Origin of the sequence: Micropruina sp. (genome assembly GCF_047607385.1) — a bacterium.
Classification (GTDB): Bacteria; Actinomycetota; Actinomycetes; order Propionibacteriales; family Propionibacteriaceae; genus Micropruina.
Map to the genome: position 1 here is coordinate 1 of NZ_JASGDE010000083.1, position 12,944 is coordinate 12,944.

Below are 12,944 nucleotides of genomic sequence, written 5' to 3' on the forward strand. Positions count from 1 at the left end.
CGATGCCGCCGATGCCGCCGATGCCGCCGATGCCGCCGATGCCGCCGATGCCGCCGATGCCGCCGATGCCGGCGCGGTGCTCTCGACCCGCTTGCCACCCGTCGGTTAGGTTCGTGCTTCACAGGAAGCTCGAAGGGGAGTGCGATGTCGTCCGGACGTGTGCTGGTGGTCGGTTCGTTGAATGCGGATCTGGTGGTGCGCACCGCCCGGATCCCGGGGCCGGGGGAGACGGTGGCGGGCTCCGACCTGGTCATCGTTCCGGGCGGGAAGAGCGCCAACCAGGCGGCCGCGGTGGGCAAGCTCGGCGGTGACGTGGCGATTCTCGGTTGTGTCGGCGAGGACGGCAACGGCGCCATGTTGCTGTCCAGCCTGCAGGACGCCGGCGTCGACACCAGCCAGGTGCGGGTGCTCGGCGGGGTGGCGACCGGATCGGCGATGATCGCCGTCGACGCCGCCGGCGAGAACTGCATCATCGTCAGCCCGGGCGCCAACGGGCGGCTGAGTGCCGACGACGTGAACGCCGCCGATGAGTTCTTCGCCACCGCGGACGCGTCCTCGGTGCTCACGCTGTGCCTGGAGGTGTCGCTGGAGGCGGTCAAGGCCGCCGCCCGCAAGGCCCGCGAGCGCGGCGCCAAGGTTGTGCTGAACATCTCCCCGTACCTGAAGGTGGGCACCGACCTGCTCGACCTGGTCGACATCCTGCTGGTCAACAACCACGAGCTGGCCGACCTCACCGGACAGGCGGACTTCGACCCGCTGGGCGACTGGACGTCGGTGATCGAGGCGACCGGCGCCGCGCTGGGCGCCTCCGGCCCCCGGACGGTCGTGGTCACCCTGGGCGCGAAGGGTGCCCGGATCATCGACCTGGACGCCGGCACCGCCTCGGCGCCGATCGCCTCGCCGAAGGTGAAGCCGGTGGACACCACCGGCTGCGGTGACGCCTTCCTGGCCGCGTTCTCGTTCCGGATCGCCGCCGGCGACAGCCGCGAGGACGCCGCGGCGTTCGCCGTCCGGGTCGGCGCCTACGCCGCCACCGGCGAGGGCGCACAGAACTCCTATCCGAGCGCGGAGCAGCTGGCCAGCTGGCGACCCTGACCCGGCCGGGGGATTGCCGTGGCAGCCGCGCGACGGCGTCCGTTCCGGTTCCGCGCCCGGCACGGCCTGGCCGTGTTCGTGGTGCTGATCCTGGTCTCCTACGGCATCTCGATGGCCGACCTGTACAGCGGCGTGCCGCAGCGGCCCAAGGACTGCCTGGTCCGGCAAGTCGCCGCCGAGCCGAACCCGCCGATGGTGGACGCCGGCGCAGCCTTCCCGGCCTGGCTGGTCCAGCGCCGCGGCACCGTCAACGACGCCAGCTGCCTGAACCGCACCGAGGTGTACGGGGTGGCCCGTCCCGGCACCGAGGACGAGTTGCGCACCGCGCTCGGCTTCGCCCGCGAGCACCGGCTGGAGGTCTCGCTGTCCGGCACCCGGCACAGCATGGGCGGCCAAGCCGCCGCGCCGGGTGCCCTGATCATCGACCTGACCGCCCTGGACCGCATCGTCGTCGACCAGGCGTCCGGCTCGGTCCGGGTCGGGGGCGGGGCGGTGTGGCGCCAGGTGCTGGAAGCGGTGCACGCCCGCGGCCTGTCGATCCGGGCCATGCCGAGCATCGACGTGCTGAGCGTCGGCGGCACCATCGCGGCCAACGCGCACGGCGTCGACTTCCGCACCGGCAGCCTGGCGTCCACCGTCCGCAGCCTGCGGGTGATGCTCGCCGACGGCACCGTGCACACCCTCGACCGGACCCGCTCCCCGGAGCTGTTCCACGCGGTGATCGGCGGCTACGGGCTGCTCGGGGTGATCCTCGAGGCCGAGCTGGACGTGGTGCCCGACGAGTCGTACCGGCTGGAGCAGCAGGTGATCGCGACCGCCGACCTGCCAGGGGTGTTCGGGGCCGCCTTCGACGACCCGGACCGGCGGCTGATGTACGCGCACCTGTCCACGGTGCCGTCCGGGCTGTTCGAGGAGGCGGTGGTCTACACCCACCGCCGGCTCGCCGAGCCGGAGCCGATCCCGCCGCTGCGCCACGAACCGGATTCCGGCGCCGCCCGGCTGCTGTTCAACCTGGCCAGGCATCGCGGACCCGGCCAGTGGCTGAAGTGGACGGCGCAGCGCGACCTGCTGCCGCACGTCCGGCAGTGCACCGAGTCGCGCAACGAGGCGCTGCGGGCGGCCGAGGCCTGCCTGGTCTCCCGGAACCAGGCGATGTACAACGACCTCGCCCTGCTGCGGAACCGGATCCCGCAGTACACCGACATCTTGCAGGAGTACTTCCTGCCCCCGGACGCCCTGGTGCCTTTCCTGCGCTCCGCCGCCGCGGAGCTGAACCAGCACCAGGCGGTGCTGCTGAACGCCTCGGTCCGGGTCGTACACGCCAGCCCGGTGCTGCTCGACTACGCCCAGGGGGACCGCTACTCGGTGGTGCTCTACCTGAGCCAGGACGTCTCCGCCGCCGGCAACCGCGACATGGCCGAACTCACCCGGATGCTGATCGACCGGGCCCTGGCGCAGGGCGGCACCTTCTACCTGCCCTACCAGCAGCACTACACCCGCGACGACCTGACCCGGGCCTACCCGCGGGTCGAGGAATTCTTCGCGCTGAAGCGCCGCCACGACCCGGATCTGCTGTTCATGAACAGCTTCTACCGGCGATTTGCATGACCGTGGGTCGCTACGATGCCGCGATGAACTGGGTGGAAGTGATCGGCTACGTCGCCTCGGCGTTGATCGTGCTCTCGTTGACGATGACGTCGGTGGTGCGGCTGCGGTTGCTGTCGATGACCGGTGGGCTGATCTTCGTGGTCTACGGCGCGATGCTGCCGTCGGTTCCGATCATCGTCACCAACGCCGCGGTGGCCGGCGTCAACATCTGGTTCCTGCGCCGCGAACTCGGTCCGCAGCGCGCCATCGGCGCCGTCCCGATCGAGGCCGACGCACCGTTCCTTCAGGACTTCCTGCGGGCCCACGCCGACGACATCCGGCGCGGCTGGCCGGGCTTCGTCGCGCTGTCCGACGAGGACGTCGTGCTGCTGCTGATGCGCGACGGCCTGCCCGCCGGTGTGCTGGCCGGGCGCCGCGACGGCGCGGTGCTGCGGCTCACCATCGACTACGTGATGGCCGCCTACCGGGACTCCCGGATCGCGGCCTGGCTGTATACCGGCCCGGGCGTGAAGCTGCTCCGGGACGCCGGCTTCACCCGGGTCGTGGTGCGCAACCCGACACCCGGGCACACCGACTACCTGCGCCAGCTGGGCTTCCAGGCCGTCGACGGCGACCTGGCCAAGGACCTCTGAGCGGGCGGACCTCTCAGCCGGTGTAGCCGAGCAGGCGCTCCCGCAGCACGGGGGCGAGCGGCTGGTCGGTGTCCAGCACCACGCGGACGTGGGCGCCCTCGACGTCGCGGGGCCCGGTGCGCTGCTTGCGCAGGTCGCAGATGGTCTGGCCGCGTCCCGGGCCCTGGGTGTCGTCGACGACCACCGGCACGTTCGGCGCCCGGGTGGCGGTGATCTGACCGACCGCGATCGCCGCGGCCAACGGGTCGTGCAGGGCGCACATCCGGCGTCCGTACTCGTCCACGTAGAAGTCGAAGTACAGGTTGAGGATGTCGGCCAGGGCCTGGTTCAGCGCCGAGTCGGACGCCGCCAGGGCCTCCCGGTCGGACTCCTCGAAGGCGTTCTCCAGGGTGACGTCGAGCGGCACCAGCACCACCTGCCAGGGCGCCTGCATGACGGCCTGGGCGGCTTCCGGATCGTTGTAGATGTTGGCTTCGGCGGACGGGCTCAGGTTGCCGGGCACCAGCGCCGCGCCACCCATGATGATCACCTCGTGCACCAACTCGGCGATGGACGGATCCTGCGCCAACGCCAGGGCCAGGTTGGTCAGCGGGCCGATCGCGATCACGTCCAGTTCGCCGGGATGCTGATGCGCCAGCCGGACCAGCATGTCGGCCGCCGATTCGGCTTCGGGCTTGCGGTCGGTGTGCGGCAATTCGATGTCGCCGACCCCGTTGTGTCCGTGGATGTGCGGGACGCCGCCGCTGAACGGGCTGGTCAGCGGGTCCATCGCGCCGACCGCGACCGGGACGTCGTCCTTGCCGCCCATGGCCAGCAGATCGAGGGTGTTGACCGCCGCCTGCTTGGCGTCGATGTTGCCGCTCACGGTGCCGATGCCGGCCAGCGTGATCTCCGGCGAGGCCATCAGGTACACCAGGGCGAGGGCGTCGTCGATTCCGGTGTCGCAGTCGAAGTAGACGGGACGGGGTGACATGCGGATGGGTCCTTTCGGTTCAGCTGCCGACGACACCGACGATGGCGGCGTTGAGCAGGTTGGTCATGGTGGCGGCCAGCAGGGCCAGCAGGCCGTACTTGGCCACCTCGTGGCGGCGCTCCGGCACCAGGCTGCCCAGCGACCCGACCAGGATGGCGATCGAGCCGAAGTTGGCGAAGCCGCACAGCGCGAAGGTGGTGATCAGCGTGGTCTTCGGGTCGAGGCTGCCGGCCTGCACCATCGGGCCGAGGTTGGAGAAGGCGACGAACTCGTTGAGCACCGTCTTCTGGCCGATGAAGTTGCCGGCGATGGCCGCCTCGTTCCAGGGCACGCCGATCAGCCAGGCGACCGGCGCGAAGATCCAGCCGAAGACCATGTCGAAGGACAGGGTGGGCATCCCGAACCAGCCGCCGATGCCGCCCAGTGCGCCGTTGAGCAGGGCGATCACCGCCAGGAAGGCGATCAGCAGGCAGCCGACGATGACGGCCAGGTGACCGCCGGTCAGGGCGCCGCGGGCCAGCGAGTCGATGATGTTCACCGACTCGGTGTCGCGGACGTCGCGCACCGACGCGTCCAGATCGGACTTCTCCGTCTCGGGCCAGATGCCCTTGGCGATCAGCAGCGAACCCGGCGCGTTCATCACGGCGGCGGCCAGCAGGTAGGGCATCGGCGCGCCGAGCAGCGAGTAGCCGACCAGCACGGTGCCGGCGACCGAGGCCAGGCCGCCGACCATGCAGACGAAGAACTCCGACTTGGTCAGCCGCTTGAGGTACGGCTGGATCACCAGCGGGGCCTCGCTCATGCCGAGCACCACCACGGTGGCGGCCCAGACCGATTCGATCTTGGATGTGCCCAGCACCCACTTCAGCGCGGTGCCGACGATCTCGACGAACCACTGCAGCACGCGCAGGTAGTAGAGCAGGCCGACCAGGGTGCCGAAGAAGATGATCACCGGCAGCACCTGCAGGGCGAAGACGAAGCCGATCTTCTCGGTGTCGATCAGCGGCCCGAAGACGAACTCGGTGCCGACCTTGGTGTAGTCGATGATGTGGGTGACGCCGTTGGAGAACGCCTCCAGGGCCTTCGCGCCCGGCTCCCATTTGATCACCAGGAAGCCGGTGACGGCCTGCAGCGCCAGGCCGGAGCCGATGATCCGCCAGTTGATCCGGCTGCGGTGCTTCGAAATCAGCACCATGATCCCGAGGATCAGGACGACCCCCAACAAGCCCTGCAGCCGTTCCATTCCCAAGCCTCCTAGCCGTACGGACGTCTCGTGACCATATGGTCGCGTGGTGCCCGCTGGCAAGGGATTTCGTAGCCGGATTGGCGAAAACGCGAGAAATTGTCATCGGCTCGACACGGCGGCGCAGTTTTTGGCCCTTGCGTCGCAGGGAGCGCCGAGGGGCCCGGACGCGTCGGCGTCGGGGCCCCTCGGGATCAGGTTCAGCGCAGGTCGTCGGGATTCTGGTCGGGACGATCGGACGGCCGCGGCGAGCCCTGGCCGAACGCGTTCTTGGCCTCGTCGAAGCCGGTCGGGCCGCCACCCTCGGTGGGCAGCACGGCCCACAGCACCAGGTAGGCGATCCAGCCCACCTGGGTGAAGATGGCCAGCAGCACCGTGACGATGCGCACCAGGCCGGAGTCCAGGTTGAGGTAGCGGGCCAGTCCGCCGCAGACGCCGCCGAGGAATTTGTCGGTGGTCGAGCGGGTCAAGGTCTTTCCGTTCATCGGGTTCCTTTCGTCGAATTTCGGGAAAGCAGGAGGCCGGCCAGGCCGATCAGGACCAGGCCGAGCGGGGCGAGGACGGAGACGAGCTTCCAGTCCACGGTGCCGAAGGCGGCATACAGGGCGAGCACGGCCAGTCCGGTGCAGACCAGGCCCACGTTCAGGGCGGCGACATCGATGCGTCTCATCACGTCACCGTCAACTCTCCGACGCCGGCGTGCAGCACCACGGTGAGCACCGGCGCCGCCGGGTCGGTGATCCGCCGGTAGCTGCCCTTGAGGTCGACGCCGTCGCGGGTGCCGTCCGGGCCGGTGTAGTCGCCGGCGGCGACCGACCACTCGACCACCACGTTGCCGGACGCCGGCAGCTTCAACCGCAGGGTCCCGGCGCCGTTCGAGTACTGGAACTGCCGGGTCTCCGTGACGGTCAGGCCGCCCAGATCGATGTTCACATCGCCGGCGCCGTGATTCTGTTCGGTGCTGGGCAACTGCGCCATCGTGGTGTAGCTGACCGCCTCGTCGCCCACCTTGCCGGGCCGCGGGAACGGCACCAGCATCGCCAGGGTGACCACCGCCGCGACGATGCTCAACGGCAGCAGCCCGCGCGGGCGTCCGGCGAAGGCGGCCACCAGCAGCCCCAGGCCCAACGCGCCGAGCACGGTGGCCGGGTAGGCCAGCGCCGGGACGGCGATGCCGAACACCACCGACAGCACCGCCAGAGTGGCCAGTCCGCCGCCGACCAGGCAGAGCACCAGCGGCCACAGCCACTTCGGCCGGTTCCGGCGCGCGCGGGGGACGGGCGGCGTCCAGTTGGGGACGGCCGGCACCGGCGGCGGGGTCGGGCGGTACTCGGCGAACTGCTGGGCGGGGTACTGCGCGGTCGGGGGCAGATCCGTCGGAGCGTCGGTGTCGATCGGCCGTTCCTGGGCGACCCGCTCCCGCCACGCCGCCGCGGCCCGCTCGAAGTCGGTCTGCGGTTCCGCCGGGGGAGCCGGAACCGCGGCGGGGCCGGCGTCCGGTGCCGGGGTGCCGGAGGCGGTGGCGTCCGGACGGCTGGGGTGCCGGCGGCGATGGAAGCCGAAGTACCACAGGAAACCGAGCCCGACCACGGGGGCCAGGCCGAACGGCAGCCAGGAGCCGACGGTCACGGTGATCAGTACACCGAGGCCGACCACGGCGCCGATCGCGGCCGCCGGCGACCAGGACCGGGTGAACGGGAAGATCCGGTACAGCGGGAAGTCGTTGCCCTGGCCGTCCCGGGGGACCAACAGCAGCGCGCCCACGTAGAACGCGATGCCGAGGCCGCCGAGCAGCGCCAGCAACACCATCGCGATGCGCAGCACGGTCGGATCGACCTGCCAGCGGCGGGCTAGTCCGGCGCACACGCCGCCGAGCACGGCGCCCGAGGACGCCCGGCGCAGCGGTGTGAGTTCCATGCCTCCACTCTGTCCGGAGGCTGTGGCCGAACCATCGGGGATCGTCCCTGAGCAGACCCCCAAAGCCCGGCCGGGGTGGTCCGGAAGGCTTCCGGGCCCCGGTGCGGCGTGTGAGGCTAGGGGGGTCGGCCCCTGCCAACCCCGACGACCACTCGATGACCGTTTCCATGCAACCATCGCCGGCGACGCCGCATCGCGCCGACCGGCGGCTGCAGAGCGCCTGGCTGGCCGGCGTGTGCAGCGGCCTGGCCGCCCACCTGGGCTGGCCGGTGCTGGTGCTGCGGATCGGCTTCGTGCTGCTGACCGCCAGCATGGGCATCGGCGTCGTGGTGTACCTGGTGCTGTGGCTGGCGCTGCCGCTGGCCGCGGAGGCCCCGCGGGCACCGGGACTGGAGGCGACCCGGCGTCGCGGGATGAACACCGTCGAGGCGCCGTCGCGGGTGCCGGCCGACCTGGGCGCCATGTCGGCGGTGGCGCTGCTCGGAGCCGGGCTGCTGTGGTTCGTCCAGTCCACCGGGGTCGGGCTGCCGTCCCGGGTGTTGTGGCCGGCGCTGGCCGGCACCGCCGGGCTGATGCTGATCTGGTGGCAGGCCGATCACATCTCGAACCGGTCGATCCGCCGGCAGACCGGCTTGCGGCGCTGGTTCGCGCCGCTGACGGCGCACTGGTCGCGGATCGTCCGGATCGTGCTCGGCCTGGTCAGCCTGGGCATCGCGATCGGCCTGGTGGTGGTGACGCTGCCGGAGCTGTCCGAGACGGCGCGGACGATGGTCGTGCTGGGTCTGGTGGTGGTCACCCTGCTGCTGGCCGCGGCGCCGTGGATCATCCGGGTGCGCCGCTCGCTCGCCGTCGCGCGCGAGGAGAAGATGCTGGCCGACGCCCGCGCCGACATGGCGGCCCACCTGCACGACTCGGTGCTGCAGACCCTGGCGCTGATCCAGCGCCAGGCGTCCGACCCCAAGGCGGTCACCTCGCTGGCCCGGCGGCAGGAGCGCGAACTGCGCAGCTGGCTGTACGGCGAGACCAGCGACGAGGCGACGGTCAAGGCGGCACTGGTGGCCGCGGCCGCCGAGGTCGAGGACGATCACCGGGTCGAGGTGGAGATCGTGGTGGTCGGCGACCGGCCGTTGGACGCCGATCTGAAGGCGCTCGTCCAGGCGGCCCGGGAGGCCATGGTGAACGCCGCCAAGCATGCCGGGGTCAGCCAGGTGGACGTCTACGCCGAGGTGGACGACGGTGCCGTCGAGGTGTTCGTCCGGGACCGTGGCCGGGGCTTCGTGCTGGACGAGATCCCGGAGGACAGGATGGGGGTGCGCGGCTCGATCGTGCAGCGATTGCGGCGTGCCGGAGGCAATGCGACGATTCGAAGTGCCCCCGACGAGGGCACCGAGGTACGACTGGAGATGAAGCGATGACCGAGCAGCAACCCACCCCGCAGGCCGCCCGGCGGGTGGTGATCGTCGACGACCACGCCATGTTCCGCAGCGGCGTCAAGCACGACATCGGCTCCCGGGTGCAGATCGTCGGGGAGGGCGAGGACGTCCCGACCGCGGTCGCCGCGGTGCTGAAGGCGCAGCCGGACGTGGTGCTGCTCGACGTGCACCTGCCCGGCGGTGGCGGCGTCGAGGTGATCAAACAGGTGCACGCCACCGAGCCGGAGATCAGGTTCCTGGCGCTCAGCGTCTCCGATGCGGCCGAGGACGTGATCGGGGTGATCCGGGCCGGCGCCCGCGGCTACGTCACCAAGTCGATCTCCGCCGACGAACTCGTCGACGCCGTCGGACGGGTCGCCGAGGGCGACGCGGTGTTCTCCCCGCGGCTGGCCGGCTTCGTGCTGGACGCCTTCTCCGGCTCGATCGACATCGCCAGCGTGGACGAGGAACTGGACCGGCTCTCCCAGCGGGAGCGCGAGGTGATGCGGCTGATCGCCCGCGGCTACGCGTACAAGGAGATCGCCCGCGAGCTGTTCATCTCGATCAAGACCGTGGAGACCCACGTCTCCAGCGTGCTGCGCAAGCTGCAGCTGTCGAACCGGCATCAGCTGACCCGTTGGGCCACCGACCGCCGCCTGGTCTGAGCCGGCTCGGACGGTTCGTGATGAGATCCCGGGATGACGGGGTGGGTGGTGGGTGCCGTTGTCTCGGGTGGATGTTGGTCATCCCGTGCGGCCGTTCGTCATCCCGGGCTTGCCCCGAGCGCGCCGGCTGTTCCCGACTGCTCACCGAGGATCTGAACGACGGTGCCGTGCTGCATGGCGTCCGGATCGAGAACCCCTTGGCGTGACCGTGGGGTCGCCAATGAAGTGTCCGCCCCAGCGCTTAAGGTTGGGGACGCGATGACCGACACCCTGTTTCCGGACCTGTTCAACTTCTCCGCCGAGCCCGGCCCGGCGCCTGCCGCGGCGTCCGGGGCTGGTGCTGAGGCCGGCGGCGAGGGACGTCCGCGGCGCCGCCGGATCAGCGAGGACGAACTGCTGTCCGACCTCAATCCGCCGCAGCGCGAGGCGGTGCTGCACGCCGGCTCACCGGTGCTGGTGGTGGCCGGTGCCGGGTCGGGCAAGACCCGGGTGCTGACCCGCCGGATCGCGCACCTGGTCAGCTTCCGGAACGTCCATCCCGGCTCGATCCTGGCGATCACCTTCACCAACAAGGCGGCCGCCGAGATGCGGCACCGGGTGGTCGACATGGTCGGCAACCGGGCCAAGCTGATGTGGGTCTCCACCTTCCACTCCGCCTGCGTGCGTATCCTGCGCGCCGACATCCACCGCTTCGGGATCAGCCGCACCTTCTCGATCTACGACGACACCGACGCCAAGCGGCTGATGACCCTGGTGCTGCGCGACGCCGAGGTCGATCCGAAGCGTTTCCCGGTCCGGGCGGTGATGAACTGGGTGTCGAACTGCAAGAACGAGCTGGTCGATCACGAGACCGCCGCCGCGAAGGCCGAGACCGCCAACGAGAAGATCTACGCCGACGCCTACCGGGAGTACCAGCGCCGGCTGACCAGGGCGAACGCCCTCGACTTCGATGACCTGATCATGACCACGGTGCATCTGCTGCAGGCCTTCCCCGATCTGCGCGAGCAGTACCGGCGACGCTTCCGGCACGTCCTGGTCGACGAGTACCAGGACACCAACCATGCCCAGTACGCGCTGGTCCGCGAGCTCTGCGCCGACCTGCCGGTGCCCGACGAGATCGCCGCGGTGGAGCCGCCGGAGCTGATGGTGGTCGGCGACTCCGACCAGTCCATCTACGCCTTCCGGGGCGCCACGATCCGCAACATCCTGGCCTTCGAGGCCGACTTCCCGGGTGCCACCACGATCGTGCTGGAGCAGAACTACCGCTCCACCCAGACCATCCTGAACGCCGCCAACGCGGTGATCACCCGCAACCCGGGGCGTCCGGAGAAGCGGCTCTGGTCGGACGCCGGCGACGGCGAGCGGATCGTCGGCTGGGTCGCCGACACCGAGCACGACGAGGCCCAGTACGTCGCCGACGAGATCGACGCCCTGACCGACGCCGGCGCCGCCAAGCCCGGGGACGTGGCGGTGTTCTACCGCACCAACGCCCAGTCCCGGGCCTTCGAGGAGGTGTTCATCCGGGTCGGCATGCCGTACCGGGTGGTCGGCGGCGTCCGGTTCTACGAGCGGCGCGAGATCCGCGACGCGATCGCCTACCTGCGAGCCATCGCCAACCCGGCCGACGACGTGTCGGTGCGGCGCATCCTGAACACGCCGCGGCGCGGCATCGGCGAGCGGGCCGAGGCCGCGATCGAGGTGCTGGCGGCGTCCGAGCGAATCCCGTTCGGCGCGGCGCTGGCGCGGGCGTCCGAGGCGCCGGGGCTGGCCACCCGCTCGCTGAACCAGATCCAGGGCTTCGCCACCATGCTCGGCGAGCACCGGGCGATGATGGACGACGGCGCGGCCGCCGACACCATCCTCACTTCGATCCTGGAGAAGTCCGGCTACATCGACGAACTGAAGAACTCCGAGGATCCGCAGGACGCGACGCGGTTGGAGAACCTGATCGAACTGGTCTCGGTGGCGCAGGAGTTCGTCTCGGCCGCGCACACCATCGACCTGCCGCCGGAGGGGGGCGAGCTGGCCGCCGCCGCACCGGAACCGGACGACTCGCTGCCGGCCTTCCTGGAGCGGATCGCGCTGGTCGCCGACTCCGACCAGATCCCGGACGCCGACGGCGAGGGTACCGGGGTGGTGACTCTGATGACGTTGCATACTGCGAAGGGCCTGGAGTTCCCGGTGGTCTTCCTGACCGGCTTCGAGGACGGCATCTTCCCGCACCAGCGCACCCTGGAGAATGCCGACGAGCTGCAGGAGGAACGCCGGCTCGCCTACGTGGGCATCACCCGCGCCCGGCAGCGGCTGTACCTGACCCGCGCGGTGGTGCGCACCATGTGGGGGACGCCGCAGTACAACCCGCCCAGCCGGTTCACCGAGGAGATCCCGCAGCATCTGTTCGACTGGCGCCGGTTGGGCACCGCCCAGGTCGGGTTCGCGTCCCGGGCCAAGGCACGCACCGAGCAGGCCTGGCGCAACACCGTCGGCTACGGATCGAAACCGTCCCTGCCCAAGGCGGTGCCGAGCGTCGATCCGGGCGACCGGGTGCTGCACACGCACTTCGGGATGGGCACGGTGGTCGCGGTCAGCGGCCGCGGCGACATGGCGAAGGCGGATGTTGACTTCGGCAGTCACGGGGTGAAGCGGCTCAGCCTGAAGCACGCTCCGATGGAGAAGCTCTGAGGGTTGATTGAGTTCATCGTCGATTGAGCTTGTCGAAACTGGGTCTCGACAAGCTCGACCGACGGTGGTCCGGGGTCTCGACAAGCTCGACCGACGGTGGGGTCGGGTCTCGACCGGCGGTAGGGGTTACTTCTTCTTCAGGTACGGGACCGGGTCGACGCCCTTGCCGTTCTTGTAGACGGAGAAGTGCAGGTGGCAGGCGGTGGAGATGCCGGTGTTGCCCACGGTGCCGATCAGCTGGCCCTTGTGCACCTTCTGTCCGACCTTCACCACGATGCTGTCCATGTGCAGGTAGGCGGTCTCCAGCTTGGCGCCCTTGACCTTGCCGCCGTCGATCCGCACGTTGTGACCGGAGCCGCCGTTGTAGCCCTCGGGGACGACCTTGGTGACCTTGCCGTCCTGGGCGGCCCAGATCGGCTGGCCGCAGGCGCCGCCGATGTCCTGCCCGTTGTGCATCCGGTAGTAGTGCAGGATCGGGTGCAGCCGCATGCCGAAGCCGGAGCCGAACTCGCCGGCGGTCGGGATCAGGAAGCTGGACCGGTCGGTGAGCAGCTTGGACTGCTCGCTGATCTTCGCGGCGGCGGCGTCCAGGGCGTCGGAGCGGGAGTTCAGGGCGTCCGACTCGCGGTGGTCGGCCAGCGCCTGCGCGGTCTCGGCGAGGGACGCGCTGCGGGCCTGGGCCAGCGCCTGCGGGGCCTGCGCCCGGCCGCCCGCGTC

General features: G+C 70.5%; 12 protein-coding genes. 6 read left to right on the forward strand and 6 right to left on the reverse strand.

From position 1 onward, the window contains the following. Positions 1 to 144 precede the first annotated feature (144 nt). Genes QM582_RS07530 through QM582_RS07540 form a run of 3 tightly spaced genes read left to right on the forward strand, consistent with a single transcriptional unit; the run spans position 145 to position 3,335 of the window. Complete coding sequence (locus tag QM582_RS07530) at positions 145 to 1,095, forward strand: ribokinase (RefSeq protein ID WP_415083171.1); 951 nt, start codon at positions 145 to 147, stop codon at positions 1,093 to 1,095. An 18-nt stretch (positions 1,096 to 1,113) separates the two neighbouring features. Beyond that, entirely contained in the window at positions 1,114 to 2,703 is a 1,590-nt protein-coding gene (locus QM582_RS07535) for an FAD-binding oxidoreductase (protein ID WP_415083172.1), read from the forward strand. 23 nt (positions 2,704 to 2,726) lie between these two features. Then, positions 2,727 to 3,335 (forward strand): hypothetical protein, encoded by a 609-nt coding sequence (locus tag QM582_RS07540; RefSeq protein WP_415083173.1) that lies wholly within the window; start codon positions 2,727 to 2,729, stop codon positions 3,333 to 3,335. A gap of 13 nt (positions 3,336 to 3,348) precedes the next feature. Here the strand turns inward: QM582_RS07540 and QM582_RS07545 are convergent, their stop codons facing one another. The 5 genes from QM582_RS07545 to QM582_RS07565 form a co-directional block, all read right to left on the reverse strand. Next, on the reverse strand, positions 3,349 to 4,308 hold the full coding sequence (locus tag QM582_RS07545) for a nucleoside hydrolase (protein ID WP_415083174.1): 960 nt from the start codon (positions 4,306 to 4,308) through the stop codon (positions 3,349 to 3,351). A gap of 19 nt (positions 4,309 to 4,327) precedes the next feature. Further along, complete coding sequence (locus QM582_RS07550; protein ID WP_415083176.1) at positions 4,328 to 5,551, reverse strand: NupC/NupG family nucleoside CNT transporter; 1,224 nt, start codon at positions 5,549 to 5,551, stop codon at positions 4,328 to 4,330. A 200-nt stretch (positions 5,552 to 5,751) separates the two neighbouring features. Beyond that, the gene (locus tag QM582_RS07555) at positions 5,752 to 6,036 is read right to left on the reverse strand and encodes a PspC domain-containing protein (RefSeq protein ID WP_415083178.1); all 285 of its coding nucleotides are present in this window, start codon (positions 6,034 to 6,036) and stop codon (positions 5,752 to 5,754) included. Further along, positions 6,033 to 6,221 carry a hypothetical protein gene (locus tag QM582_RS07560; RefSeq protein WP_415083179.1) on the reverse strand — a complete coding sequence of 63 codons (189 nt, stop codon included), beginning with the start codon at positions 6,219 to 6,221 and terminating at the stop codon, positions 6,033 to 6,035. Before QM582_RS07560 ends, QM582_RS07555 begins: the two co-directional genes overlap by 4 nt. Beyond that, entirely contained in the window at positions 6,221 to 7,468 is a 1,248-nt protein-coding gene (locus QM582_RS07565) for a PspC domain-containing protein (RefSeq protein WP_415083181.1), read from the reverse strand. The genes QM582_RS07560 and QM582_RS07565 overlap by 1 nt, the downstream gene beginning before the upstream one ends. Positions 7,469 to 7,623: 155 nt before the next feature. Here QM582_RS07565 and QM582_RS07570 point away from each other — a divergent pair, with 155 nt between their 5' ends. From QM582_RS07570 to pcrA, 3 genes are all read left to right on the forward strand, one after another. Further along, positions 7,624 to 8,883, forward strand: coding sequence for a PspC domain-containing protein (locus QM582_RS07570; protein ID WP_415083183.1), 1,260 nt, complete (start codon positions 7,624 to 7,626; stop codon positions 8,881 to 8,883). Continuing rightward, positions 8,880 to 9,545 (forward strand): response regulator, encoded by a 666-nt coding sequence (locus QM582_RS07575; RefSeq protein ID WP_415083185.1) that lies wholly within the window; start codon positions 8,880 to 8,882, stop codon positions 9,543 to 9,545. The genes QM582_RS07570 and QM582_RS07575 overlap by 4 nt, the downstream gene beginning before the upstream one ends. A gap of 258 nt (positions 9,546 to 9,803) precedes the next feature. After that, on the forward strand, positions 9,804 to 12,227 hold the full coding sequence (pcrA, locus tag QM582_RS07580; RefSeq protein ID WP_415083186.1) for a DNA helicase PcrA: 2,424 nt from the start codon (positions 9,804 to 9,806) through the stop codon (positions 12,225 to 12,227). Between the two features lie 126 nt (positions 12,228 to 12,353). Here pcrA and QM582_RS07585 read toward each other — a convergent pair. After that, on the reverse strand, positions 12,354 to 12,944 hold a 591-nt coding region (locus QM582_RS07585; RefSeq protein ID WP_415083187.1), incomplete at its 5' end, for a M23 family metallopeptidase.